Origin of the sequence: Kitasatospora sp. NPDC088351 (assembly GCF_040685575.1) — a bacterium.
Taxonomy (GTDB): Bacteria; Actinomycetota; Actinomycetes; order Streptomycetales; family Streptomycetaceae; genus Kitasatospora.
Window position 1 is genome coordinate 141326 of record NZ_JBFBIL010000005.1, and the last position, 24675, is coordinate 166000.

At 71.1% G+C, this 24675-nt stretch carries 30 protein-coding genes and 3 pseudogenes; 10 read left to right on the forward strand and 23 right to left on the reverse strand.

Annotated elements, in window-relative coordinates; translation table 11 throughout:
* Positions 1-62 precede the first annotated feature (62 nt).
* Positions 63-485: a DUF350 domain-containing protein gene (locus tag AB0P06_RS05785; protein ID WP_363605349.1), complete on the forward strand. Its 423-nt coding sequence runs from the start codon at positions 63-65 to the stop codon at positions 483-485.
* Positions 486-592: 107 nt separating this feature from the next.
* Here the strand turns inward: AB0P06_RS05785 and AB0P06_RS05790 are convergent.
* Positions 593-850: pseudogene (locus AB0P06_RS05790) on the reverse strand (helix-turn-helix domain-containing protein); the annotation flags it as partial.
* Positions 851-947: 97 nt separating this feature from the next.
* Between AB0P06_RS05790 and AB0P06_RS05795 the strand changes: the two are divergent.
* Positions 948-1847, forward strand: a complete 900-nt coding sequence (locus AB0P06_RS05795) for an NAD(P)-binding domain-containing protein (RefSeq protein ID WP_363605350.1) — start codon at positions 948-950, stop codon at positions 1845-1847.
* A gap of 42 nt (positions 1848-1889) precedes the next feature.
* On the opposite strand, the pseudogene AB0P06_RS05800 reads toward AB0P06_RS05795, so the two are convergent.
* Positions 1890-2821 (reverse strand): annotated as a pseudogene (locus AB0P06_RS05800) (aldo/keto reductase).
* On the opposite strand from AB0P06_RS05800, the gene AB0P06_RS05805 reads away from it, so the two are divergent.
* Positions 2731-3696, forward strand: coding sequence for an NAD(P)/FAD-dependent oxidoreductase (locus tag AB0P06_RS05805; protein WP_363605352.1), 966 nt, complete (start codon positions 2731-2733; stop codon positions 3694-3696). The pseudogene AB0P06_RS05800 and the gene AB0P06_RS05805 sit on opposite strands and share 91 nt — an antisense overlap.
* A gap of 39 nt (positions 3697-3735) precedes the next feature.
* Entirely contained in the window at positions 3736-4635 is a 900-nt protein-coding gene (locus AB0P06_RS05810) for a methyltransferase domain-containing protein (RefSeq protein WP_363605354.1), read from the forward strand.
* Here AB0P06_RS05810 and AB0P06_RS05815 read toward each other — a convergent pair.
* Together AB0P06_RS05815 and AB0P06_RS05820 are read right to left on the reverse strand one after the other, a co-directional pair.
* A complete protein-coding gene (locus AB0P06_RS05815; RefSeq protein ID WP_363605356.1) occupies positions 4632-5492 on the reverse strand; it encodes an alpha/beta hydrolase in 861 nt (286 codons plus the stop codon). The two genes, AB0P06_RS05810 and AB0P06_RS05815, sit on opposite strands and share 4 nt — an antisense overlap.
* A 118-nt stretch (positions 5493-5610) precedes the next feature.
* Positions 5611-5916, reverse strand: a complete 306-nt coding sequence (locus AB0P06_RS05820; RefSeq protein WP_363605357.1) for a DUF6087 family protein — start codon at positions 5914-5916, stop codon at positions 5611-5613.
* A 225-nt stretch (positions 5917-6141) separates the two neighbouring features.
* On the opposite strand from AB0P06_RS05820, the gene cutA reads away from it, so the two are divergent.
* Positions 6142-6486 (forward strand): divalent-cation tolerance protein CutA, encoded by a 345-nt coding sequence (gene cutA / locus AB0P06_RS05825; protein WP_363605359.1) that lies wholly within the window; start codon positions 6142-6144, stop codon positions 6484-6486.
* Between the two features lie 20 nt (positions 6487-6506).
* On the opposite strand, the gene metG is transcribed toward cutA, so the two are convergent.
* A complete protein-coding gene (metG, locus tag AB0P06_RS05830) occupies positions 6507-8264 on the reverse strand; it encodes a methionine--tRNA ligase (RefSeq protein ID WP_363605360.1) in 1758 nt (585 codons plus the stop codon).
* Positions 8265-8855: 591 nt separating this feature from the next.
* Here metG and AB0P06_RS05835 point away from each other — a divergent pair.
* Positions 8856-9020, forward strand: coding sequence for a hypothetical protein (locus AB0P06_RS05835; RefSeq protein ID WP_363605361.1), 165 nt, complete (start codon positions 8856-8858; stop codon positions 9018-9020).
* 43 nt (positions 9021-9063) lie between these two features.
* Here AB0P06_RS05835 and AB0P06_RS05840 read toward each other — a convergent pair.
* Positions 9064-9312 (reverse strand): annotated as a pseudogene (locus tag AB0P06_RS05840) (GNAT family protein); the annotation flags it as partial.
* 206 nt (positions 9313-9518) lie between these two features.
* Between AB0P06_RS05840 and AB0P06_RS05845 the strand changes: the two are divergent.
* Positions 9519-9911, forward strand: coding sequence for a GNAT family N-acetyltransferase (locus AB0P06_RS05845; protein WP_363605362.1), 393 nt, complete (start codon positions 9519-9521; stop codon positions 9909-9911).
* Between the two features lie 315 nt (positions 9912-10226).
* On the opposite strand, the gene AB0P06_RS05850 is transcribed toward AB0P06_RS05845, so the two are convergent.
* A complete protein-coding gene (locus AB0P06_RS05850; protein WP_363605363.1) occupies positions 10227-10640 on the reverse strand; it encodes a hypothetical protein in 414 nt (137 codons plus the stop codon).
* A gap of 214 nt (positions 10641-10854) precedes the next feature.
* Between AB0P06_RS05850 and AB0P06_RS05855 the strand changes: the two genes are divergently transcribed.
* Positions 10855-11064 carry a winged helix-turn-helix domain-containing protein gene (locus AB0P06_RS05855; protein WP_363605490.1) on the forward strand — a complete coding sequence of 70 codons (210 nt, stop codon included), beginning with the start codon at positions 10855-10857 and terminating at the stop codon, positions 11062-11064.
* A gap of 220 nt (positions 11065-11284) precedes the next feature.
* Here the strand turns inward: AB0P06_RS05855 and AB0P06_RS05860 are convergent, their stop codons facing one another.
* From AB0P06_RS05860 to AB0P06_RS05890, 7 genes are all read right to left on the reverse strand, one after another.
* Positions 11285-11488, reverse strand: a complete 204-nt coding sequence (locus tag AB0P06_RS05860; RefSeq protein WP_363605364.1) for a DUF397 domain-containing protein — start codon at positions 11486-11488, stop codon at positions 11285-11287.
* Between the two features lie 127 nt (positions 11489-11615).
* Positions 11616-11741: a hypothetical protein gene (locus AB0P06_RS05865; RefSeq protein ID WP_363605365.1), complete on the reverse strand. Its 126-nt coding sequence runs from the start codon at positions 11739-11741 to the stop codon at positions 11616-11618.
* 230 nt (positions 11742-11971) lie between these two features.
* Complete coding sequence (locus AB0P06_RS05870) at positions 11972-12817, reverse strand: cupin domain-containing protein (RefSeq protein WP_363605366.1); 846 nt, start codon at positions 12815-12817, stop codon at positions 11972-11974.
* Between the two features lie 84 nt (positions 12818-12901).
* Positions 12902-13147, reverse strand: coding sequence for a DUF397 domain-containing protein (locus tag AB0P06_RS05875; RefSeq protein WP_363605367.1), 246 nt, complete (start codon positions 13145-13147; stop codon positions 12902-12904).
* 123 nt (positions 13148-13270) lie between these two features.
* Positions 13271-13651 carry a hypothetical protein gene (locus AB0P06_RS05880; protein ID WP_363605368.1) on the reverse strand — a complete coding sequence of 127 codons (381 nt, stop codon included), beginning with the start codon at positions 13649-13651 and terminating at the stop codon, positions 13271-13273.
* A gap of 651 nt (positions 13652-14302) precedes the next feature.
* Positions 14303-14572 (reverse strand): hypothetical protein, encoded by a 270-nt coding sequence (locus tag AB0P06_RS05885; protein ID WP_363605369.1) that lies wholly within the window; start codon positions 14570-14572, stop codon positions 14303-14305.
* Positions 14573-15004, reverse strand: coding sequence for a hypothetical protein (locus AB0P06_RS05890; RefSeq protein WP_363605371.1), 432 nt, complete (start codon positions 15002-15004; stop codon positions 14573-14575).
* A gap of 281 nt (positions 15005-15285) precedes the next feature.
* Here AB0P06_RS05890 and AB0P06_RS05895 point away from each other — a divergent pair, with 281 nt between their 5' ends.
* Both AB0P06_RS05895 and AB0P06_RS05900 read left to right on the forward strand, forming a co-directional pair.
* Positions 15286-16158 carry a helix-turn-helix transcriptional regulator gene (locus tag AB0P06_RS05895; RefSeq protein WP_363605373.1) on the forward strand — a complete coding sequence of 291 codons (873 nt, stop codon included), beginning with the start codon at positions 15286-15288 and terminating at the stop codon, positions 16156-16158.
* Positions 16115-16321: a DUF397 domain-containing protein gene (locus AB0P06_RS05900; RefSeq protein WP_363605375.1), complete on the forward strand. Its 207-nt coding sequence runs from the start codon at positions 16115-16117 to the stop codon at positions 16319-16321. The genes AB0P06_RS05895 and AB0P06_RS05900 overlap by 44 nt, the downstream gene beginning before the upstream one ends.
* 100 nt (positions 16322-16421) lie before the next feature.
* Here the strand turns inward: AB0P06_RS05900 and AB0P06_RS05905 are convergent, their stop codons facing one another.
* The 9 genes from AB0P06_RS05905 to AB0P06_RS05945 all read right to left on the reverse strand — a co-directional run bounded on the left by AB0P06_RS05905 (position 16422) and on the right by AB0P06_RS05945 (position 24670).
* Positions 16422-16751, reverse strand: coding sequence for a hypothetical protein (locus AB0P06_RS05905; RefSeq protein WP_363605377.1), 330 nt, complete (start codon positions 16749-16751; stop codon positions 16422-16424).
* Positions 16748-16975, reverse strand: a complete 228-nt coding sequence (locus AB0P06_RS05910) for a hypothetical protein (RefSeq protein WP_363605378.1) — start codon at positions 16973-16975, stop codon at positions 16748-16750. The genes AB0P06_RS05905 and AB0P06_RS05910 overlap by 4 nt, the downstream gene beginning before the upstream one ends.
* Before the next feature lie 64 nt (positions 16976-17039).
* Entirely contained in the window at positions 17040-18164 is a 1125-nt protein-coding gene (locus AB0P06_RS05915) for a peptidoglycan-binding protein (protein WP_363605380.1), read from the reverse strand.
* 78 nt (positions 18165-18242) lie between these two features.
* Complete coding sequence (locus AB0P06_RS05920) at positions 18243-18974, reverse strand: hypothetical protein (protein ID WP_363605382.1); 732 nt, start codon at positions 18972-18974, stop codon at positions 18243-18245.
* Complete coding sequence (locus AB0P06_RS05925) at positions 18975-19574, reverse strand: hypothetical protein (protein ID WP_363605383.1); 600 nt, start codon at positions 19572-19574, stop codon at positions 18975-18977.
* Entirely contained in the window at positions 19571-20086 is a 516-nt protein-coding gene (locus AB0P06_RS05930; RefSeq protein ID WP_363605384.1) for a hypothetical protein, read from the reverse strand. Before AB0P06_RS05930 ends, AB0P06_RS05925 begins: the two co-directional genes overlap by 4 nt.
* Before the next feature lie 27 nt (positions 20087-20113).
* Positions 20114-21262, reverse strand: coding sequence for a hypothetical protein (locus tag AB0P06_RS05935; RefSeq protein WP_363605385.1), 1149 nt, complete (start codon positions 21260-21262; stop codon positions 20114-20116).
* 11 nt (positions 21263-21273) lie between these two features.
* Positions 21274-22221 carry a hypothetical protein gene (locus AB0P06_RS05940; RefSeq protein WP_363605386.1) on the reverse strand — a complete coding sequence of 316 codons (948 nt, stop codon included), beginning with the start codon at positions 22219-22221 and terminating at the stop codon, positions 21274-21276.
* A 4-nt stretch (positions 22222-22225) separates the two neighbouring features.
* Positions 22226-24670 carry a phage tail tape measure protein gene (locus AB0P06_RS05945; protein ID WP_363605388.1) on the reverse strand — a complete coding sequence of 815 codons (2445 nt, stop codon included), beginning with the start codon at positions 24668-24670 and terminating at the stop codon, positions 22226-22228.
* Between the last annotated feature and the right edge of the window lie 5 nt (positions 24671-24675).

Sequence of the window (24675 nt, forward strand, 5' to 3'; positions counted from 1 at the left end):
GATGGGTTATCTTTTGCCGGTCCTTGACCATCGGACACCGTCGGCGACCCGGGGGACCAGCCATGAACGACATCCTGCACGGCCTCGGTGCGGCGGCCGCTTTCGGCGGCGTCGGCGTGGTGCTGCTGCTCCTCGGCGTCGGCCTGGTGGACGTGCTCACGCCCGGCCGGCTCGGCCACCAGATCTGGGTCGAGCGCAACCGCAACGCCGCCGTGCTGCTCAGCTCCGCGCTGCTCGGGATCGGCGGCATCGTCTTCACCGCGATCATGTACACCTACGAGGACTTCGGCAAGGGCCTGCTCTCGACGGCCTGCTACGGCCTGCTCGGCCTGGTGCTGATGGCGGTCGCGTTCTGGGCGGTGGACCTCCTGACGCCGGGCAGGCTCGGCGCCATCCTGGTCGAGCCCGAGCCGCACCCGGCGGTCTGGGTCTCGGCCAGCTGCAACATCGCGGTGGCGGCGATCGTGTCGGCCGCGATCGCCTGAGCCTCCTCCGGGAGGCGCCGCACCGGGTGCGGGCCGCCGCCCAGGACGTGCTCGCGCCCCCAGGCGCCCAACGGGGCCAGCGCCGCGTTGAGCCGGGCCCCCGCCGCCGTCAGCGAGTACTCGACCCGCGGCGGCACCTCGTCATAGGACTCGCGGTGCACGATGCCGTCCGCCTCCAGCTCGCGCAGATGGGCGGCCAGCACCTTCTCGGTGATGCCCGGCACCAGACGGCGCAGCTCGCCGAAGCGGCAGCTCGGGCGCTCGTCCAGGGCCCAGAGGATCAGCACCTTCCACTTGCCGCCGATCACGTCCATCGCGGCGTCGATCCCGCAGACGTACGCGCCCGGCCTGGGTACGGTCGCCATGCCCCCACCTTTCCGACCTCTTCGCTCACCTCAGGGTAACCACCCACTTCGAAGTGCGTACTTGATCACCAGCGGGCCCGCGCCGAGGCTGAATGCCATGGCACACAACACCGTTGACACCACGGGCACGCTTGCGAAGACCCCCGTCACCCTGCTCGGCCTCGGCGCGATGGGCGGCGCGCTCGCCCGTACCTGGCTTGCCGCGGGCCACCCGCTCACCGTCTGGAACCGCACCGCCGCCCGGGCCGAACCGTTCGCCGCCGGGGGCGCGACCGTCGCCGCCGGCCCCGCCGAGGCGGTCGCCGCCAACCGGCTGGTGGTCGTCTGCCTGCTGGACGACGCCTCGGTCGACGCGTCGCTGGACGGTGTCGACCTGACCGGCAAGGACCTGGTCAACCTCGTCACCAGCACGCCCGGCCAGGCCCGTGCCCGCGCCGAGTGGGCCCGCGAGCGCGGCGCCCGGTACCTGGACGGCGGGGTGATGGCCGTCCCGCCGATGATCGGCGTCCCGGAGGCCGGCCCGTACGTCCTCTACAGCGGCTCGCGCGAACTGTTCGAGGAGCACCGGGCCGTCCTCGCCGTCCCGGCCGGGACCACCTACGTCGGCGAGGACGCCGGGTTCGCGGCGCTGCACGACGTGGCACTGCTCAGCGCCATGTACGGGATGTTCGCCGGGGTCGCGCACGCCTTCGCGCTGATCCGCGGGGAGTCCGTCGCGCCGGGCGGCTTCGCCCCGCTGCTGTCCGCCTGGATCAACGCGATGGCCGGGTCCGTGGCGAGGACCGCCGAGCAGCTGGAGAGCGGCGACTACACCAGGGGCGTGGTCTCCAGCCTCGCCATGCAGGTCGCGGGCACGCCGACCTTCCTGCGCACCGCCGAGGAGCAGGGGGTCAGCACCGAACTGATCGTCCCGTACTTCGATCTGATGAAGCGGCGGCTCGCGGAGGGCGGCGGGGAGGAGGACCTGACCGGGGTGGTCGACCTGCTCCGGCGGTAGCCGCGAATTCCCGGCCGGGTGACGGAAGCCTTCGGCGCCGTCCTACCCCGCCGTCCTACCCCGCCGCCCGGTCGGGGAGGGGGCGGCGGCGGAGGGCGGGGTCGGTGAGGGCCGGGGGGCCAGGCGCCGTCGGGGTGGTAGAGGTTGGTGCCGGGCGGGACGATCCCGTCGATGCGGTCGAGGGCGGCGTCGTCCAGGGCGAGGTCCGCGCCCTTCAGGGCGTCCTGGAGCCGCTCCATGGTGCGCGGGTCGAGGATCACCGGGGTGACGGCCGGGTGCGCCGGGGGGAAGGCGAGGGCCAGTTCGGGCAGGGTGCGGCCGAGTGCGCTCGGCGACGTGGTGGGCCTCCATGAGCTGCTCGGCGGGGAAGGTCGAGCAGCCGAAGGCGCGGATCTTGCCCGCGCGGACGAGGTCACCGAGGACGGCGAGGGTCTCCTCGATGTCGGTGGTGTGGTCGGGCCGGTGGATCTGGTAGAGGTCGATCCGGTTGGTACGCAGCCGCCGCAGGCTCTTCTCCACCGCCCGGACGATCCAACGCTGTGAGTTGCCGCCCCGGTTGCGGCCCCCGACCATCGGGAAGTCACCTTGGTGGCGAGCACGACGTCGCCGCGGTCGCCCCGGCTCTCCAGCGCCTTGCCGACGATCTCCTCGGACTCGCCGGCCGAGTACATGTCGGCGGTGTCGACGAAGTTGACGCCCCGGTCGAGGGCGGTGTGGATGATCCGGGCGGTGGCCTCTCCGGCGGGGGAGGGGGGTTCGTCCGGTCGGCGGGCCCCGTGCTCACCGCACGCGCTTTCGCGGAAACGGCAACAAAGCTTGCCGCAGCGGTAGCGCCGGTCGCAGCCTGGCGACGGAGGTGATCGCCGTGAGCGACAAGAATGTGATGGCAGGCCCCGGGGCCGGCGGGGCCAGCGGGTCCGACGTGTACGACGTGGTCGTGGTCGGCGCGGGCGCCGCCGGGCTGAACGCCGCACTGGTCCTGGCCCGGGCCCGCCGCCGGGTGGCCGTGGTGGACGCCGGACAGCCGCGCAACGCCCCCGCCGAGGAGATGCGGGGCTTCCTCTCCCGCGACGGCATGCCCCCGGCCGCCCTGCTGGCGGTGGGCCGGGAGGAGGTGGCCGGGTACGGCGTCGACCTGATCGACGCCCGGGTGGACCACATCGACCCCGGCTTCCTGGTCCACCTGGCCGGCGGCCCGGTGCTCCACGCGCGCCGGGTGGTCGTCGCCACCGGTCTGCGGGACGGGCTGCCCGAGATCCCGGGCCTCGCCGAACGCTGGGGCCGGGACGTGCTGCACTGCCCCTACTGCCACGCCTACGAGGTCCGCGACCGGCCGCTCGGCGTGCTCGGCACCCACCCGGGCGCGGTGAACCACGCCCTGCTGCTGCGCCAGTGGTCGGACGACGTCGTGTTCTTCCCGCACACCATGGACCTGGCGGACGGCGAGCGGGAACAGCTCGCCGCCCGCGGTGTCCGGGTCGTCGAGGGCGCGGTCAAGTGGCTGGTGGTGGACGGCGACCGGCTGCGCGGGGTGGAGCTGGCGGGCGGCCGGGTCGTGCCCCGCGAGGCGGTGTTCGTCTTCCCGCGGATGGTCCCGCGGGACGCCCTGCTGTTCGGCCTGGGCTGTGCCCGCGACGGGAACGGCTGGGTCACCACCGACCGCTTCGGCGGCACCAGCGTGCCCGGGGTCTGGGCGGTGGGCAATGTCGCCGATCCGCGCGCGCAGGTCGTCACCGCGGCCGGGCAGGGCTCGGCGGCGGCGTTCGCGATCAATCACGACCTGGTGGAGGAGGACGTCCGGCAGGCCGTCGAGGCCCACCGTGCGGCAGCCACCGCAGTCACCGTCTGAAGTCCCCGAGAGAACCGCCCCTCCCGATCGGAGCGCACGATGCACGGCCACAACCACAAGCAGGACCACAGCCACAGCCACGAGCACAACCACGGCCACGACTACGACTGGGGTGCCCTCGGCGACCACCTGGAGCGCGAGGCCGAGCTGAGCGCCCCCGCCATCACCCGGGCCGCGCACTGGCTGCGCGAGCTGCTGAGCACGGACGGCGGGCCGGCCGGCGTCGGGCGGGTCCTGGACGTCGGCAGCGGCCCGGGCGTGGTCACCGGTCTGCTCGCCGACACCTTCCCGGACGCCGAGGTGGTCGCCGTCGACCAGGCGCCCGCCCTGCTGGCCCGGGCCCAGGCCCGGTCCGCCGGCCGGATCACCACCCACCGGGCCGACCTGCCGGGCGACTTCGGCACGCTCGGTACCGCCGATCTGATCTGGTCCGCCAACGCCGTCCACCATCTCGGCGACCAGCAGGCGGCGTTGACCGCTCTGGCCGCCTCGCTGCGGCCCGGCGGCCTGCTGGCCATCGCCGAACGCGGCCTGCCGCCGCGCTTCCTGCCCCGCGACATCGGCCTGGGCCGCCCCGGCCTGCAGGCCCGCCTGGACGCCGCCTGGGAGGGTGGCTTCGCCGACATGCGCGCAGACCTGCCGGATGCGACCGAGGAGGTGGAGGACTGGCCGGCCATGCTCACCCGGGCCGGTCTCACCCTCAGCGGCACGCGGACCTTCCTCACCGACTGGCCGGCCCCGCTCGCCCCGTTGGCCCGCGAGCACCTGCAGGCCCATGTGACCCGCCTGCGCGACCGGTTCGGTGAGTACCTGGACGCCGGGGACCGGGCCGCGCTGGAGGCCCTGGTGGACACCGACGCACCGACCGGTCTCCTGCACCGCCCGGACGTCTTCTTCCTCACCGCCACCACCGTGTTCACCGCCCGGGCGTCTTCCTAAGGCCGGTCGAGAGGCCGGTCGAGGAACCCCGCCAGCGTGCGGACGAACGCGTCGGCGTCGTCCAGCCACGGGTAGTGCCCGCCGGCGGGCAGGACGGCGGTCTCGCCGTTCGGGAAGAGCGCGGCGGCCTCCTTGGCGGCGTCCGGGCGCGGGACGGCGTCGAACTCGCCGGCCAGGATGAGGACGGGCGACGCCACCCCGGCGGCGGCCGCCCGGATCTCGTCCGGTCGGCAGCCGCCGCTGTAGTAGATCCGCGCGGCCTCGGGGTGGAGCTGGCCGGGGGCGACGGCGGCGTGGGCCTGCGCGGTGGCGTCCCAACGGCCGTAGTACAGGGGCGACAGGGTGGCCTCGTCGGCCTCGGTGGCCGTCCCGGCGAACGCGGCTTCGAGGGCGGCCCAGGCCGCCGGGAACCACGGTTCGCCCTCGACGCCGCGGGCGGCCGTGGCCGACCGGTAGTCCTCCTCGGTGGTGTCGAACCCGAACGCCCGCAGGCTCGGCGTCACCAGCGCCAGCTTCCCGGTGCGGTCCGGGTGGCGGAGCGCGTACAGGGTGGCCAGGATCGCTCCCGCCGAGTGGCCGAGCACGTCCGCGCGCTCCAGGCCGAGGTGCGCGCGGAGCGCCTCCACGTCCGCCACCTGCCGGTCGCACCGGTACGAGGACGTGTCAGCCGGGGTCTCCGACCGCCCCGTGCCGCGCAGATCGAGCATGTGCAGCGCGCGGTGCGCCGAGAGCCCGCCGAGGTCCCCCAGGTACGCGGAGTCGCGCATCGCCCCGCCCGGGAGCACGAGCAGCGGCTCGCCCTTGCCGATGACGTGGTAGGCCAGCCGGGTGCCGTCCGGCGCGGTGAAGGTTTCCATGGCGAGATCGTGCAGCGTCCGGGCCGCTCCCGCAACGGAGTTCAGCGGCGGGGCGGAACCGGTTTCCGGGGCCGGAAGGGCAGTCGGCGGCGGGGGAGACGCACTTCCGCGCGCCCTGTCACGCCCGGCGGTGCCGCCCGGTCCCCTTCCGCAGCAGCGGCACGGGCGTGTCCGCCTGCGGGAAGGCCTCCGCCCGGTCGACCCTGGCGATCAGCGGGTACGCCTCCCCGTAGTTCTCCGCCACGGCGACCGGCTGCCACGCGAAGCCGTCCCACTCGACCACCAGCCGCGGCTCGTCCGCGAACACGTGCGCCCCGCGCGGCGGTCCGTCGGCCAGCGTGATGGCGTCCCTTGTCCCGGGCGTCCGCCGTCGCTTCGACCGTGCGGCGTACCACTCGGCCAGCGGCTCGTCCTCGGCGTCCATCGTGACCTCCTCGCGTTCGTCGGGCGGGGCCCGTCTCGCCGATGCCAGTGTCGCGGATGCCGGCCGGGCGGGACGATTCCACGAACGGGTGAAGACCGCGGGGCCGGCCGGCCGGTGGGCCGGTCGAGGCGGCGGGCGCGCCAGGGCGAATGACCCGTCAGACACCGCCGGAGGGCGTCGGGGTGAGGCCGCCGCACCCGGCGCGGCGGCGGTACTGTCCACCCCATGGCAGCTACCGACCACGCCGTCGTCGTGGTGACCACCAGCACCGAGACCGAGGACCAGGCCCGCGCCCTCGCCGCCGCCGTCGTGCGCGAGCGCCTGGCCGCCTGCGCCCAGATCCACCCGATCCAGTCGCTCTACCGGTGGGAGGGCACCGTCCGGGAGAGCCCCGAGTGGCGGGTCGACCTCAAGACCCGCGCCGACCTCGCCGACCGCCTCACCGCGTTCGTCGCCGAGCACCACGACTACGACGTCCCCGAGATCATCGTCGTGCCGGTGGTCGGCGGCGGCCCGGCCTACCTGGGCTGGGTCGCCGCCGAGACGGTCCCCGGGGAGGCCTCCGTCTGACCTTCTCCCGGGCCGGTGCGCTACTCGCCGCCGAACCGGGTGGTCCAGGCGGCCAGGTCCTCGTCCGTGATCTTGGCGAAGAGCACCGGCGGGACGGTGAAGGCGGTGCCGGCCGGCAGGAAGTCCAGCGCCCGGGCCTGCTCGGCGCTCACCCAGGCCGCGGTACGGGCCGGGGCGTCCTCGGCGAGCGCGAACGACTGCCGCATGGCCGCCGCCGCGGTCGGGATGAACGGCTCGGAGACCACCGCGTAGAGGTGGATCAGGTTCATCGCCGTGCGCAGGGTCAGCGCGGCGGCCTCCGGGTCGGTCTTCGCCTGGAGCCAGGGCGCCTTCTCGTCCAGGTAGGCGTTGCCCGCGCTCCACAGCGCGCGCAGACTCCGCGCGGCCTTGCGGAAGTTCAGCGCCTCCAGATCGCCCTCGTAGTCGGCCAGCAGCCCGGCGATCTGCGCGCCCAGCCGCTGCTCGGCCTCGCCCGGCTCGTGGCTGCCCGGTCCGTGGCCGCCCGGTCCGTGGCCGCCCGGGACCGCGTCGCCGAACCGCTTGCGGCTGAACGACAGCACGCGGTTGACGAAGTTGCCGAGGGTGTCGGCCAGGTCCTTGTTCACCACCGAGGCGAAGAGGTCCCAGGTGAAGCTGGAATCGTCCGACTCCGGTGCGTGCGCCATCAGGAAGTAGCGCCAGTAGTCGGCCGGCAGCAGCTCCAGGGCGACGTCGGTGAAGATGCCCCGCTGCTGGCTGGTCGAGAACTTGCCCCCGTAGTAGGTGAGCCAGTTGAAGGCCTTGACGTAGTCGACCTTCTTCCACGGCTGCCGGGAGCCCAGGAGGGTCGCCGGGAACATCACCGTGTGGAACGGGACGTTGTCCTTCGCCATGAACTCCGTGTACCGGACGGTTCCGTCGGCCTCGTACCACCAGGACCGCCAGTCCCGGACCTCGCCGGCCGGGGCCGCGTCCGCCCACTCCCTGGTGGCGCCGATGTACTCGACCGGGGCGTCGAACCAGACGTAGAAGACCTTGCCCTCGGCCGCCAGCTCCGGCCAGGTGTCGGCGGGCACCGGGACGCCCCACTCCAGGTCACGGGTGATCGAGCGGTCCTGGAGGCCCTCGGTCAGCCACTTGCGGGCGATCGAGGAGGCGAGCACGGGCCAGCCGTCGCCGTTGGCCGCGATCCACGCCTCGACCTCGTCGGTCAGCTTCGACTGGAGCAGGAAGAGGTGCCTGGTCTCGCGGACCTCCAGGTCCGAGCTGCCGCTGATCGCGGAGCGCGGCTCCAGCAGGTCCGTGGGGTCGAGGACACGGGTGCAGTTCTCGCACTGGTCGCCGCGGGCCTTGTCGTAGCCGCAGTGCGGGCAGGTACCGACGATGTACCGGTCCGGCAGGAACCGCCCGTCGGCGATCGAGTACACCTGCCGGATCGCCCGCTCCTCGATGAAGCCGTTGGCGTGCAGCTCGCGGGCGATCTCCTGGGTGATCTCCCGGTTCTGCGGGGAGGAGCTGCGGCCGAAGAAGTCGAAGGACAGCCGGAAGCCGTCGTACACCGCCTTCTGCCGGTCGTGCGCCCGCGCGCAGAACTCCGCGACCGGCAGGCCCGCGTCCTGGGCGGCCAGCTCGGCCGGCGTCCCGTGCTCGTCGGTCGCGCAGATGTACAGCACCTCGTGGCCCCGCTGACGCAGATAGCGTGCGTAGACGTCCGCCGGGAGCATCGACCCGACCATGTTTCCCAGGTGCTTGATCCCGTTGATGTAGGGAAGGGCGCTGGTGATCAGGTGCCGAGCCATCCTCGGATGCTCCGATTTCTCCCGCACGCACCCCACCCGGAGTGCCATGACGGGCGCAGGCTCTGGGGGCCGCGACGGGAACCCGACGCGTGGCCGGCTCCCGGGCCGCCGCACAGAGCGACGTTCCACTGTGGGCGGCCCGATCGTACCGAAACCGGCCCTTTCCCCTCCTCCCCATTTTCCGGGCCCGACCACCCGCGAAGCGCTTCGGCGGCTCAGCCCGTGTCCTCCCCGCAGGCAGGCAGGCAGGCGGGTCGGCAGTGCTCCGAGTTCTGCTGAACCGTGCGGGCCTGACCTTTTCCGGCGCGGGAGTTCGCCGGCCGGCCCTGGGTTCCCACGCCTCAGCCACAGTGGCCGCTGTCGCCGATCCGGCGCACGAGCTTGTCCGAGGGGACGGTCCGACACGGCCCGTCCGGCTCGAACAGCGGGTGCACCACGGCCATCCCGCCTTCCTCGCTGACCAGTTCGACCAGCGATCCGGGCTCCAGTGAGCCCGGATCGCTCGCGCAGTTCCCTCAGTGCTTCAGGTGCCGACCGGTGGCCCTTGCGGTGAGCAAGGGGCCACCGGGGGAGGCTTGTCCAGGCGCAGAAGTGGTCGAACTCGCCGACCTGGACGCCGAGGACGAAGGCGGCCCACGGGGGGCCGGTGGCCGGGGCCTGGGCATCGTCGACGTGCTCGCCGAGGAGTGGGGCGTCGAGCCCATCGGGCAGTACAGCAAGGCGATTTGGGCCGTCGCCGCAGTCGGCGTCCGGTGAACGGGCGGGTCGTCACCGGCTGGCCGACCTGGCTGGTCGGCGCTCAGCCGCGGGCGAGCCGTTCGACCAGCCGTGACTTCGCCGCCGGCCACTCCTCGGCCAGCAGCGAGTAGTAGGCGCTGTCGCGCCAACTCCCGTCCGGCCGCCGCCGTTCACGGCGGTGGACGCCCTCGAAGGTGGCCCCCAGCCGCAGGATCGCGCTGCGGGAGCGCTCGTTGAGGCTGTCCGTCTGCCAGCAGACCCGGCCCATGCCCAGTTCCTCGAAGGCGTGGGTGAGCAGCAGCAGCTTGGTAGTCCTCGTTTAGAGACGCACGTTACGTGACGGGCGTTCGAGCTGCAAGGGTGAACAACGGTTCCCGGGTGCTGCTGCTGACCGACTCGGTATTCGACCTGGTCAGATGGCAAATGGCCGAGTTCAGAGACGCGCACGTCAGGTAGGTTCAGCCAGGTCAGGGCGGCCCGGGTGCCGCCGTAGCGCTCGAACGGAGGGGTAGCCCAATGTGGAAGTGCGAGGTTGTTGTCGGGGCCGAGCTCGACGTCGAGGAAGTCGCCGAGCTTTACCGTGCCTCGACGCTTGCCGAGCGTCGACCGGTGGATGATCGCGAGCGGTTCGCCGAGATGCTTCGTGCTGCCAACCTGGTAGTGATCGTACGGTCCGAGGGTCGGCTAATCGGTATCGCACGCAGCGTGACCGACAACGTGTACGCGACGTACCTGTCTGACCTGGCGGTCGATCGGGAATTTCAGCGGCAAGGCGTTGGTCAGGCCCTGATTCGAGCGACGCAGGAAGCAGCGCCGCCGGCCAAGATCATCCTTCTTGCGGCGCCTGCGGCCGTGGACTACTACCCGAAGATCGGTTTTACGCAGCACCATTCGGCGTGGGTGCTCTGACCTGGAACAACGTCTCTAAAGCACTCGCAGCCTGACCTGCGGAAACGAGGCCGGCGGTACCGGCTGCAGCGGGCGGAACAGCGAGAAGCCCCCTCCCAGCAGGGAGGGGGCTTCTCGTGTGGCTACCGCGAGGTGACTACGGGTTTGTCTATCGCAGCAGGCGGCGTACGGCGGGTGCGCACGCGTTGCACGCGTAGAGGGTGTGCGCCGGGCCGCTCGTTCGCTCAACGGACCCCACGGCGGTCACGGGGCAGTCTTCCGCCTGGCACCTGCAGCACTGGCCGATGATGGCCGGAGCAGGGAGAGGCGTCGCGGTCATGCTGCGGTCCCGGAGCGGGCGAGCGTCTGTGCTTCTGGGTAGGTGTAGCCGGTATCGGGGAGGCCGGACGAGGCGGCGGCGAGCGCTTCGCGGCGGAGGGCCTGCTGTCCGGCTTCCCGTTGGACTTCCCGCTCCATCTCGTCGAGCTCGGCCAGCCACGCGCCCCAGTCGATGTACGGGCGGACGCTGGCACCCTCGCCGTAGGGGTGTGGGCGGTGTGCCCCCGCGCTGCAGCGCAGGCCGTCGACGACGGGGCGGATCGGGTCCGCGGTCCGCGCGGTCGGGGTGATCAGTTCGAGCGTGTGCTCGCGGATGGCGGAGAAGTAGCGGGGGCGGCGGGCTCGGCGGCCGGAGCCGGTGGCAAGGAAGGTGCGGGCATGGCTGAGCAGCCAGCCGATAAGCTGAGTCACGTCTTAGCTCCGAGAAAGCTAGGGCCTCCCCCGGAGCGGTTGCCGCCGCTGCCGGGGGTTTCTTTTGGGCCTCGACCGTAGCCCTTACTTGTCTAGCTTGTCTAGGTTGTCTAGGTTGTCTCGCTCGTCTAAGTAGCTGCCCGGCGAAGCGAGTGTCTACCCTCTCCGTATGCCTGAGAGCCCGGTCGACCCGCACAAGCCGAATGCCCCGTATATGCGGATCGTGGCGGAGCTGACGACGGAAATTCGAGACGGCCGGTATGCCCCGGGTGATCGGATTCCGTCAGAGAGCGAGTTGTGCAAGCGGTTCGGGGTGGCGCGGGAGACGGCCCGTCGAGCGGTTGCTGCGCTGAGAGATCGAGGGATCGTCGAGACGGAATGGGGCCGAGGATCGCGCGTGATCGGCTCAGCTAGCACCGAGTAGAGAAGGCCCCGCCCGACTCGTTCGGGCGGGGCAGTTGTGCTTAGTGCTCGCGCGGCCGGTACGGCTGTCGAGTGGATCTCATGTTCGGCTGCGGACCCGGGCACGCTAGCGGTTGGGGGACTCGCACCCATCCGCCGCAGCGGAAGCAGAACCCCATGCCGGTGTCAGGATCTGGCACGGTGGCGGTGCTGCACTGTGGGCAGGAGTCCATACGAGCAGACTAGGCGGAGAGGCCGCCCTGCTGCGCCTGCTGAACGACGAGCGCCGTCCAGTCGTCCGGGGTGAAGGTGACCACCTCGTCTGGGCGGGCGGAGTCGCGGACGGCCACGACGCCGGCGATGTTGACGGCTACCTGCGGGCAGTTGTTCGCCTTGGGGTCGCGGCACGCGACGGTGACGAACTCAAAGTCGGTACGCTCGGCCATGCTGTTCCTTCCGTTGAAGGGGAAGTGGACCCCCGGGTCCTGAGGGTTCGAGCCGATCAGGACCCGGGGAACCCGGCCATGGGGCCGGGAGTCTGGGTGTTGTGCAGGGAGCGCTCGCTGGGTCGGGTCAGGAGTCGTCGGGGCCGGTGGGGCTATCGCGCCGACGGTACGAGCGGCTGAGCAGTAGCCGCGTGTACTCGGCGGCCTCGGGCGACAGTTCGTCGTAATAGTCGATCGGGTCGCCCTTGTACACCGTGTCTCCAGCGCAGCCAACGCACCATTCGCGGCCGGTGTCGCGGTCGCGGATCGCAGGTTCTGCGCGCTTGCACCAATAGCACTTGCCGACGAGCAGAGTCTCGGTGAGGCACTTGGTGCACCAGTCTTGGCGGCTCTCGTGGTCGTGGAACCGGGGCCCGTCCGCGCCGCACCGGTGGCAGGTTCGACGGTGCTTTCCCCGAGCGACTGACGAGAGGTTGCCACTCATTAGCGTCGGACCCCCAATACGGCAAGCTGCTGCTTCGTGCTGATCGGCACGCCGGCCTGCGCGGGGTCGAGCGAATCGAGGAACTGCAGGAGCGTGTTCCGGGCGTCCTCGACGATGCTCTCGATCCTGTGCTCGCTCAGCGCAGGGGGAAGGGCGGCGCGCGCGACGGACCACTCGGCCGCCTGCTCGACGAGTTGCTCCAGTACCCAGTGACGGGTGAGCAACTGCACGCCGAACGTGATGTGCAGGGAGTGCTCGTCTCCGGTGCTTCCGAAGTGCACCCATCCACGCGGGATGTAGAGCACGTGGCCAGCGGTGAGGGTGATGGTGTCGGCGTCGCGGTGGACCTGGTCGAGCTGATAGGGGGTGAAGCCGACCGCGGTCCACCGGTGGCGGTCGAGGGGGTCCTCGACGATCGGCGGATGCAGCTGCCATGTCTTGGCGCCCTCGGCCTGGGCGATGAAGACATGGTGGGTGTCCCAGTGCGGCCCGTAGCCGGCAGAGCCCGGGGGCGTCAGGTACACGTTCGCGGTGACCGGGTGGCCGATCTCGGAGGCGAGCTGCGTGGAGGCTTCCCGGAGCGGCGGCCACGTGAGGTGCAGCCCGTTGAGCACGAGCGTCTCGCTCGGGTGGTCGGCGTCCGGCTGCGTCTGCGTGGGAGCGCCCTGCCGGACCATACCCATTGCGATCGGTCGCACGGAGGGATCGGCGACGATCCGTCGCGCGTCGCTGCGATCGAACAGCGTGGCCAGCAAACCGCGATCAACCGCGTGAACGGTGGGGGTGTCGGGCCAACGGGCGAGGAAGCTCGTCGGGTCCTCGACGAGCAGCGGCAGGACTGACATTTCGATCTCCAGACGTCGCGCGAACTGGGGCGGCGGCCTCCCGCGGCTGCGCGCCGCCGCGGGAGGCCGTACGTCAGCGGGGGATCAGGCGACGAGGTGGTCGAACTCGCCGGCCTTGGCGCCGTCGATGAACGCCTGCAGCTTGCTCTGGGTGGCGATGAGCGGGACCTGCTGCGGGTCGGTGGTGATGCCGATCGCGATCTGCCCATCGGCGGTCATGGCCAGGCCGATCGAGTCGTCGAGGTGTTCCCGCACGGAGCGGCTCGACTTGATCCAGTCGAGGCCGGGCAGCGCCTCGGGGTTGTAGTTGGGGACGGCGACAGCGGTCATTGTCTGTTCTCCATTCGGTTGTGGTCGCGCGCAGGTGCGAGTCGACCAGGTTGGTTGTGCGGTGTCCCTGCTGCCGGCTGCAGGGGCCCACCTCTGACGAGGAGGGAGTCTGAGAGACGAAGTTCAACCCGAACTGGTCGGGGACTCCGGGGGTTCGAACGGGCAGGGCGTGCCATCCGGGCTGTCCGCCGAAAGGCAGACCGTGACGCGCAGCGAGACGTAGTTGCCGCCGGGCTGGAGGCCGGCGAGGAGGATGTCTCGCTGTTCCTTGAGGTCGACCTCGGCCCGGTACCGGCGGACCTCCGGTGAGCGCAACCACGTCAGGTCGGTGGGCGTAGGCGTCCCGGCCTTCTGCCACTGCGTCTCCAGCCAGTCGACCGCGTCAACGACCGTTTCCCACCTGCCTTTCAGCTGCCATTGATCGGGCTGGTCGACCACCGTCGCTTCGCCGTAGGAGAGACAGGTATTGCTGCTGTCGCGTCGGTGGCCGTGAAAGTGGGTCATGAGGCGGGGCCGGCGGGTATCTGCCTGCTGGCGCGGTGGTGCCTCTGCCATCTGAGTGCCTGCGCCTCCGACCGGCCACGCACGCGCACACCCCACCGGGCAAGGCGAGCACTCAACCATCCGTCTGAGCGCCCGCATTCGGCTGCTAGCGATTGAAGGCTCTCGCCCGCGTTGTACCGACTGATGATCTCGGTGCGTTCCGCCGGGGTGGGCTCGGTCGGCGAACGTGCCGGCCGATGGCGGGTCAGGACAGGCAGCAGCATCATGCCTTCTTCGTCTGGTCGGTTGGGAGGCCCCGCCCCGGTCGTCCGTCGTGACCGGGCCGTCACCGGGGCGAGGGGTTCCCGGCCGGATGGTCAGGACAGCCGGCCGGGGATGGTGCCCGCTCTGGACACGGCGGAAGGTTGCACGGCACGCCGAACCCGGGGTTGACGGTGTTGGCGTGCTCTCGTGTCCAGAGCGGGAGTTCTGCCCGCCCCCTGCTGGCAGCAGTCCAGAAGGGGGCGGTGCTCACGGGGTCCTATCAAGCCCCGGAGCGTCCCACCGCGCCACCCGGACCCTCGACCGCGGGCACGGTGGGAAGTTGAACCCGCCCCGGGCGGAATGGACCTCGACCAAGGCCCGGGGCGGGAGAAAAAGGGGACGGCCGTATCAGAGCGGCTCGACCTCGGGCACCATCACCATCGGCACGTCGGCCAGCAGGCGGAAGGACCGGTGGTCAGGGTGCGCCCACCCGTGCCTGCGAGTCCACTCGGTGGATTCGGCAAAGGAGTTGACCTCACCGGAGTCTTTCCCACACGGGGTGCCATCCTCGTTCTCGGACTTGCACACCATGAGGTAGGCGGGCGGGTCGATGTCGGGTCCGGTGTCCTCGCGCAGCATCCAGTCGCCGAAGCGAGTCACCTTTGCAGATCTGCTCATTTATCCCGTCCTCGGCTGGTTGCAGCCGGCCGCGTAGGGGATCGGGCCGCCCCGTGCGCGGTCCGTTGGGGCCGTGAACCGCACGTCGACGGGATCGGCCGTCCACTCGTTCCCGCCGGCCAGCGGGGCGAGTCGCCACCGGTCGCCGTCCTCGCCGCAGAACTCACCGACCAGTCCGGCCGAGATGTCCACCACCAGGTCGCCGAAACGCGGCGCCCAGAGGTGCGTCACCGTTCCCTCGGGCCTGTCGGGGTCGTCGGGCGCCTCGGCGGCGAGGGCCGCCGTGCCCACCCGGATGACCTCCGCGAGACGCGTGATCACGTCCGGGGCGGCCCGACCCATGTCCACCAGCACTTCACCGGTGATGCCCGACGGGGTGTCAAGGCCAATTGACGGCAGCCGACATCCGGCTCCTTCCGTGGCCTCGCGCATCTCCGCACACGCCTTGCGGGCCGCTCTTCGCTGCTTCCCGACGATGCGGGAGAGCAGAGAGTCACCCGATCCGGGTACCCCTCCGGCTGCACTCACGACCGCTCCCTTCCGGAGCTGCCAAGACAGGACGGCTCATCCGTACGAGTCTTGTTGCTCAACGCTTCTGACTCTCTGTGCTCCTAGCGTTGCGCCTCGGCGCTACTCTGAGAAGCAGCGGCATGTTTCGCAGTAGATCGCGCAACGTCGGGGCCGCTGCGGGAAACATCAGAGGAGGTCCCCGGATGGCTTGGCCGGAACGCGAGCTTCACCCGGGAAGGTCGGCACGAGACTTCTACGGGGCTGAGATCCGATGGCACAGGAAGAACGCCGGTGGCATGTCGCTCGCCGCCCTGGCCCAGATCGTTTGTTTTTCGAAAGGGCATCTATCGAGGATCGAGGCTGGTGAGTCCAAGGTCCCGGAGGGATTGTCTGAGAAGCTAGACGTAGCTTTCGGCACTGATGGCTCGTTCCTTCGTCTCTACGAGCTGGCCAGCCGGGAAGACTTCCCGGACAAGTACAAGCGGTTCATGGAGCTGGCTGAACAAGCCATCGGCCACGAAGCGTATGAGACGACCGTGCCGGGCCTTCTTCAGACGGCCGACTTCGCCAGTGCTGTGCTGCAGGCAGGCGAGCCGTTCGCGGCGGAAGAGGAAATTGACGACTGGCTGACAAAGCGACTCCGGCGTCAGGATCGCCTCAGTCGGCAACCCTCGCCGTGCAGGTACTGGTTCATCCTGGACGAAGGGGCCATCCGTCGCCCGGTCGGTGGGCCTGCGGTCATGGTGGTGCAGCTCACCCGACTACTTCATGCAAGTCGGCTGCAGCATGTCACAATCCAGATACTGCCGTTCAGTGCCGGGGCGCACTCTGAGATTGGCGGCTCCCTAACACTGCTTACCCTGCCGGATCGGGCTGTGGTCGCCTATGAGGAGGGGAGTAGGTCCGGGCACCTCTTCGAAGAAACTGACGAGGTGCTGCACCGCCAGGCGCTCTACGATCTGCTCAGGGCTCAGGCTCTGTCTCCAAGAGACTCCGAGGCGATGATCAGCGCGGCACTGGAAGGAACCACCGATGCACTTCCCCGACGAGACGCCCGCCCGGTGGCGGAAGAGTAGCTACAGCAACGGCAACGGCGGAAACTGCATCGAGCACGACGACGCCAGCCCGGGCCGTGTGCGCGACTCGAAAGACCCCGATGGTCCGGCGCTTGCCTTCTCCCCCGATGCTTGGCAGTCGTTCGTCTCCGCCGTTCGTAGTGGTGAGTTCGGCACGTTCTGACCCTGTGGCCCGAGGTTCCACCCATCTCTGGAAGACGGGTGTCAAAGCACGAAGGCGCCCCCTGTGCCGGCCGCAGCCGGTGCAGGGGGCGCAGTTGGTTCTACGGGGGGTCGAGATGGGCGGTGCGCTGGTCGACGCGGTCGACGGCGTCGCGGAGGCTGCTGCCGCTATTGGGGTGTAGCTCGTGCTCGACGGCGGCGAGCTTGTGCTCGATCTTGTCGAGTCGGGTCATGACTCCGGGGCGGCCAGGGACGCCCGGGCGGTCGTCGGTGCCGGTCCAGTCGTCGACGAAGTCCTCGACCTTGGCCGCGAGGCGGCGGGTGCCGCGGGTGGCGCGCCAGAGTAGGCCGAGCGCGGCGGAGAGGGTGACCAGCGCGCCGGCCCACAGCAGGACGTCGTCGAGGTGGCCGGCGCCGGTGGGGTCGCTCACTCGGTGGGCTCTCCCTCCGTGGCGCGGAGCCACGCGGGCAGCAACTGCTCGACGACGTCGAGCGCCATCACACGGGTGATCGCGCCGGAGACGGTGAGTGCGACGGCGATGCCGGGCAGAGTCTGCGGCAGGCCGGCGGTGGAGATGAGCAGGGGGAGGGCGGCGAGCAGGCCGAGTACGGCCTGCAGGCCGGTGCGGATGGTGCGCCGGGTGGCGTCGGTCATGGGTGGTACCTCCTGTTGGGCGGGTGGCCCGGGGCGGGCCGGTCCCGGGGTGGGGTGGGGTGGGTCAGCGGACGCTGAAGCCGTGCCGCGCGCCGAGCGCGTCGAGCGAGCTGCGGCCGGGGATGCCGTCGGCGGCCGCGCCGCGGTAGCCGAGGGAGCGCTGCCACGCGGCGTAGGCGGTGACGGTGCGGGAGCCGAACGAGCCGTCGCCGGCCCACTGCGGGTCGAGCAGGCGCTCGGCGGCGAGCGCGGCCTCGACGGGGCGCACGGCGGCGGGGTAGGTGGTGGCGCCCTGCGGGAGGCCGGGGTCGCGGCGGGCCGCGGCGATCACCTGGTCGAGGTCGACGACCGTCTGCTCGCCGGGGAGCGCGCCGCCGAGCAGGCGCCGCAGCGACTGCTCACCGGGGACACCGTCGGCGTCGCTTCCGCTGAAGCCGAGCGACTGCTGATACTCGGCGTAGTTCTCGGTGTCCGGGTCGCGCCAGTCTTCATCCGGACCGGCGACGTAGTGCCGACCGTGGCCGGCCGCGACGAGAGCCTCGCCGACCTGCCGCACGTGCGGGCCGTGCGCGCCGTAGCCGTACTCCAGTCCGCCGATGGTGACCCGGTACCGGGCGGGTCCGGCCGCCTCGGGCCGCGGCGCGGGGGCCGGCTCCGGGACGCCGGTGGCACGGGCGACAATCGAGGGAAACACGGCGTTGTGGAACTGCTGCGCGCGGGCGTCGCCGGGGCAGGCGGTGCCGGACGTCGACCACGACCGGTGCAGGCGGTGATAGCCGTACCCGGGGTCATCCGGGGTGCGGCAGATTCGCAGGGGGATGCCGTGCTGCTGGTGGAGCCAGACGCCGAGCGCGACGAGCTGTTCGATCTGTGCGGGTGTCCACGGGTCGGTGTGCTGGCTGTTGCTCTCGGTCTCGATGCTCACAGCGCCGGTGCCGTCCGGCCGGCGGTTGGCCGCGGCGTTTGCGTCGGTGCGGGTCTGGGTGCCGATGTACTGGGCGATGCTGCCGTCGTAGCCGAGGCCGAAGTGCGATTCGAGGTTGGTCGAGTCGCGCCAGTACTCGTAGATGCGGCGCGGCCCCCACTCGGCCGCGATCGAGTGCAGGATGAACTGCGTGGGGCGGATGGCCGGTTGGGCGTCGCTCTCGGGCTGCAGCTCGATGCGTTCGGCGCCGGGGTACCAGGACATGAGGACGTCTCCAGACATGGGAAAGCCCCGGGGCCGGCGGGCCGCGGGGTGAACGGTCTTGGTGGGGTGTGGAGTTGGTCAGAGGGTCTGTGACCCGATGCAGCCGTTCGGGCAGGCGTAGAGGGTGCCGCCGCCGCTGGTGCGCCACAGCTTGATTTCGACGGTGGCGACGGTGGCGTACGAGCCGGGGCAGAGAAGGGGGCCGTCGTCCCAGTGGAACCAACTACCGGCGCCGATGTTGTGCTGCTTCCCCCACGGCGAGCCGTTGACGTAGACCTGCAGGACACCGGTCGTGCCCTGGTCCGCGGCCGCGTAGCCGGCAACGGTGAGCATCGGGTGGTACCGGATGTGTGCGGCCGTCCACACGGCGTCGGGGCTGGTGGCCTGGGTCTTGGCGTACTGGTCGAGGTCCTGGTCAGGGTAGAAGGGGGTGTGGATGTACGGCACGGCGAGACCGCCGTTGATCCGGTCCTCGGTGAAGATCGTTGAACCGCGCGAGTCGTAGATGTCGATGCCCTGCGGCATGGTGCCCGGGGACCACATCGACAGCGCGGGCGACCCGTCCTCGCGCCGGATCAGTACGCCGTACTGCGGGGAGCCGTCCGGCCGGGACGGGCTGATCTCCCCGATGTAGACCATGTCGGTTCCGTCGGCGTCCTTCACCGTGAGCGTGCCGCCCTCGGCGATGATCACGGGCCCGTGCTGGATCTGGTCCATCGCCGGGCGGGTCTGGGCCCGGCCGGAGAGCTCACGGACCTGGCGCTCCAGCGCGCGGATTCGGTCGAGTAGATCCTGCGGAATCGCAGCCAACTAGCTTGCCTCCAGTACGAGTTTTGCGGTCTCAGGGCGGCCGCGCTCCGGGGGCGTGACGGCGATGCCGATGATCCGATGGCGGGCGGTCATGCCATCGGGCCACCACAGGTCGGTGATCCGGATACGGGCGGTGGCGCCGAGCAGGGCGGGGGAGATCTGGCCGTCAAGGCGCACGGTGATCTCGGGCACGGTGCGGGGGGTGAGGTGCGCGTCGGCGTCGGCGCGGGCGTGCGCGTCGAGCGTGCCCTGCTGCTCAACCGTGCTGTAGTCCGAGCTGCCATCGGTCCTCGGCCAACCAGCCTCGACGTCAGCCGAGTTGGCGATGAGCGGGGACAACAGGGGGACCGAATCGGACGCCTGGTTGCGGTTGACGCTCGCACCCCGCGACTGCCACGCGGTCGCCTTGCCGGTGGCGTCCACCGGCCACCTGTACGAGAGGATCGGCCCGGGGTGGGTGAGGACGATCTCGCCCGTGCCGGCCCGGATGATCGGGTGGCCGAGCTGCAGCGCCTTGACGCGCCGGCCCGTGGCCGGGTCTCGGTGTGAGGCGATCCGCCACTCGAAACCGCCTTCCACGCGGGAGAGTTGCTCGATCAAGTCCCGGACGAACGGAAGGTCGTACCGGCTGTAGAACCGGTCACGGGCGATGCCGCAAAGCTCGGTGCCGGCCTCGATGCCGATGTCGCCCCCGGGCTGCTCGGCGGTGTAGAGATCAGGTTGCGCACGATGTCGAACTGATCTACCCCGGTCGCCTGTTGGGAGTCGTAGAGCATGCGGTGGGCGAGGTAGCTGTCCCACGTGGCGGCCTGCAGTGCGAGAGAGAGGAACCCGCGTTCGTCGCTCTGCAGGTTGGTGGTCCACAGGATGCCGCCCCACCAGAGGTCGCCGCCGCGCTCGACCCACAGAGCGGTGCGCCCGGGGATCAGGGCGGCGCGGGCGCGGGCGGCGAGTTCGGCCGTCACGATGTGCACGGTGGCCTGCAGCGATCCTGTCTTGCCCAGGAATTCATCGAACGACACCCCCCAGAGCGGCAGGACGTCGAGCAGCTGATCGGACCGAAGATCGCAGATCAGCGCGCGGTAGGGGGTGGGCGGGAGCAGCGCGACCACCCCCAGCCGTTGCCAGGGGCGGGAGCCCTAGGCGCACTCGTAGCTGATGTGAATGCGCATGCTGGCGCCGGGGCTGTTCCAGATGTAGCCGGCCGCGCCCGGGGTCACCCATGAACCGTCGTTCCACCGGGTGGCGAGAACCTGCGCGGCTGTCTCGGCCCGGTCGATGACGGGAATCAGTGCGCGCCAGAAGGTGACGGCATCGAGGTGACGGCCGGTGCCCTGCCATCCCAACGGCGAAGTGCCGGGATCGGCGGCGGGGGCCGGTAGGGACACGCGGATCGACCCTGAGCCGAGTGAACTGCCAGTGCCCCAGGTGAGCCAGGCCGTGACCTCGACGTGGCGGCCGATCCGGCAGTACCGGCCACCGGCCGTTGCTGCGCCGAGTGACGCCAGACCGGTCCATGTGGGCGTGTACGAGGTCCAGTTGCCGAGCGGCATCCACTGGACACCGTTCCACCGTTCGAGGCCGGTGCCGGTGTCGCGCCACTGCCCGATGTAGCTGCCGAACGGGACCGCGCCGGCCGGGGCGATTCCGCCGAGCGCGGCCGGATACGGTACCCACGTCGTTCCGGACCACCGCTCAACGCGGGTGCCGGTGTCGCGCAACTGCCCGACGTAGGCCCCCGGCTCGGTCGAGTTGTCTGGTCGGACTCCGCCGGCCGCCACGGTGTAGGTACGCAGATCGGTGACGGCGGTTGCCCAGGGGATACCGCCGGTGCCGGCGGACGCGCCGACCGGCACCCGCACCGCCCACAGCGGGAGCGAGCACGCGGGGAGCGGCGCCGGGGCCGGGTCGGCGGCCGGGGTGCCCTGCAGGATCTCGACCGCGGCCAGAGCCTTGCCGCTCTGGTCGTAGAGCCCGTCGTAGACGTGCAGCAGCACGACGTCGATCCGGTCCCATTGCGTGTGGCCGGGCGTGAAGTCGAGCGTCTCGGGCAGGGCGAGCGTCACGGGGTAGGCGCCCTGCAGGGCGGTGCCCTGCACGACGGCCCGGCCGGCGCCGAGCTGCGCCTGCATGGGTGCCGTCGAGGTGAGTGAGAGGGGGGCGCCGCCGGGGATCACTCCGGGGGCGGTGGTGGTCGCCCCGGTGGGTGTCATGGTGCCGACGGGGGCGAGGCGGGTGTCGGTGCGGGTCTGCCCGGTGGGCGGGAGCCACGCGGCGCGCACGGGCATGCGGTGCCTCCTTACCAGTGGGCATGGCGCCAGCGCAGTTCGGCGCGGGCGGCGGGGTGCGGAACGGTGTCGGGGGCGCCGGCGAACGCGTAGTCGGTCGTGCCGGGCGCGACGGCGAGAAGCTGCTCGGGGGCCGAGCGGTCGGTCACGGTGTGGAGCCGGGACGAGGCGGACAGGGTGACCGTGCCGGCCGCCCCGTCGACGACGAGCTGCTCGCCCGTGCCGAGCGTGATGTCGTACTCCCATCGCCGGCCGGTGCGCAGGTCGACGAGCGAGGGCTGCTCGACCGGCCCGGTGAACACCAGGACGGCGGGCGCGGGTGCCTTTCCGGCGTTGGTGGCGGTGAGGATGCCGGTGGAGCCGCCGGACCCGAAGGTGATCCCGTCTTCGGTCGGTGGTGCGCCGCCGGGCGGGGTGGCGAGGTGCCAGTCGAGGCCGCGCTCGGCGGCCGCGTCGAGGTGCCAGTCGAGGCCCTGCTCGTCGATCGGCAGGCCGGTGTCGGCGTGCTGCTCGGTGAGGCTGTAGCGGCGGGGGTCGGTCGCCTCGAACTGCAGCGAGCAGCCGGTGATGGTGCCGACCCGGTACCCGCGGCTGACCGGCACCGACCAGCGCAGGCACCGGGCCCATACCAGCAGCGGGCCGCGCTCGTCGACGCACACGACGAGGGGTAACTCGTCGTCGAGCGACACCGCGCCCGCCTCGAAGGCGGCGACGACAGCGCCGATCCGGGACGCCGGCGCCCGGATCACGATGTCGTCGATCGAGATCGTGCGCGGCTGCGCCCACAGAGCACCGGGGTACGCGCCGTGGCCGGCCGGCCGGTTGGTGGTGCCCGAGTCCCACGCGGGGGAGTCCGACCACCCGCTCAACTTGCGCCACCGGTAGGGGGTGCCGGGGCCGAGCAGCAACTCGCCGAACTGGACATGCCCCGGCAGGGTGACGCGGTCGCCCGCGGTCACAGCCTCACCCCCTCACCTTGAGCTCCCACCCGAGCGCCGCCGCGAGCTGCTCGGGCGACTGGCCACCGGCGTTGAACTGCTCGATGTGCAGCAGCGGCCCGCCGCCGAGGTGTCCGGCGGGGGCCGACCCGTAGGCGGCCGGGAGCGGCGCGGCCACCGCGGGGAGCGGCGTGCGCGCGGCCGCGGTGAGCGCGGGGGTGTCCGGCACCTCGACGAGATCCCGCATGGCGGCGGCGAGCTCGGGCTGCGCGCCCTCGATCCCCGACACGATGCCGGCGGGAATCCAGCGGCCCACCTGCCGGGCCATCACGCGCGACGGCGAATGGATTCCCAGCGCCTTGGCGATCGGGCCCGGAATGAGATTCTTCGCCCAGCCCATCAGCGTGTCTCGGAGCCATCCGCCCATGGACTGGATGCCGGACCACAGGCCGCGCACGATGTCGCGGCCCTTGTCGACGAGCAGCGAGCCCAGATTTCCGAGCCCCTCGGCGATGCGGCCGGGCAGTGCCTTGACGTCCGAGACGAGTCCGGACGCCTTCTCGGCCACGCCGGAGCGGATCGAATCCCAGTGCCTTATCAGCAGCCCGACGAGAGTCCAGTTCAGGAAGAACTCGACGATGCGCCCGGGAATGCCGCGGACGAAATCCACGGTCGCATTCCAGCCCGTGACGGCGCCCGATTTTATGGAATCCCAATGCTTGATCAGGAGTCCGATCAACGTCCAGTTCAGGAACACGTCGACGAGCCAGCCGGCCGCCGACTTCACAAAGCCGACGATCCAGTTCCACGCGGCGGCCGTCGCGCTGCTGACGGTGTCCCAGTTGCCGATCACCAGGGCGACCAGGCCGACCACGGCGGCGATGATCCACCCGACGGGCCCGAGCGCGATCACCCACGCGGCCGCCATGCGGGCGGCCTGCAGCAGGCTCTGTGTGCCCATGAGCACCCACGCCCCGACCACCCGGGCGCCAGCCGCAACGGCGGCGACGCCCTGCGCCAGCCAACCCGCGATCATCTGCGCGTTGGTGACGAGGTAGGTGGCGCCGGTGGCCACCGCGGCAGCGCCTTGCGCCACCCAACCCGCCACCGTGGTAGCGGTGGTGACGGTGGCCTGCACCCCAAGCGCGATGAGCGTGGGCAGCAGGACGGCACCGATGACGCCGGCCGCGATGCTGAAGGCGAGGCTGTGCTCGCCCACGTACTTGCGGGCGGTGTCGTATTTCGTGCCGAGTGTGCCGACCCAGTCCGCGGCGGACATGAGGGCCGGCACGACCTTGGAGCCGAGTATGTCGACGGCGCCCTGCTGCAGGCCGCGGGTGAACTGCGTCCACCGGGTGGACGCGTTGTCCCGCATGGTGTCGCCCGCCTTGGCCGCGGCGCCGTCGACGGCGCCGAGACCGGCGACCGCGCTCGACGGGTCGAGCGAGAAAAGCGCTTTGGAAAGGTCTTCGGCCTGCGTGCCCAGCAGCGAGAAAGCGAGCTTGGATCGCTCGGACGGGTCCTTGACCTGTCGCAGCCGATCCATGATCTGATCAAGCGCGGCGTTCGCCTCCGGGCCGCCCTTGTTGAAGGCGGCGGCCATCTTGTCCGCGTTCAGGCCGATCGACTTAAGGCCGTCGGCTGCACTGCCGTCCTTGACGCGGATATTCAGTTCTTTGAAAGCGTCGGCGACGATATCGGCGTCGCGCGCTCCCGCTTCCAGGCCCTGATGGATAAGGCCCATGGCCTGTTTTCCATCAATGCCCAGATCCCGAAATTGCGTCGGGTATTCATTAAATATGTCGAGCAGATCCTCGGCCTTGTTTGCGCCGAGCTGGGTTCCCCTTACGAGAATGTCGAAAGCTTCGTCGGCGTCTTTAGCCATTCCCGTTTTGAGCATTTGCCCAACGGATTTGGCGACCGGCCCGACTTCCTCGCCGAGAATATCGGCGACCTGCTGCGCGCGGCCGCCGACCTGCTGCAGTTGCTCGGCGGTCGCATCGGCCGGTACGAGCCCCTGCTGCCACAGGTGCTGAAGCGCTTCGTTGGCGGCCTCGACGGACTCGGAGTAGCCGCCGGTGAACAGCTTCCCGGCGGCCTTGCCGAGCCGCTCGGACTGCTCCGGGGTGGCGCCGAGCCGCGCCGCGAGAAGGTCGGTCCCCTTGTCCTGCTCGACCGCCTCGGACAGTCCGGCCATCAGGGCGGCGCCGATCGCGCCGCCGATCAAGGCGCCCTTGACGGCCCCGAGCGCGCTGGTGATGCCGGAGCCGGCGCGCGCGGCGCCGCGCTCGGACTCCTCGGCGAGCTGCTCGCCGAGCTCGCGCCCGGCCGCCTGCCCGGCCCGGCCGGCCTCGTCCTCGATGACCCGCCCGGTACGGCGGATGCCTTGTTCGGTGCGACGCAGCCCAGCCTCGGCCGGGGCGTCGTCGACGGTGATGGTGGCGAGCAGCTCGCCGACGGTGAGCGCCAAATCGG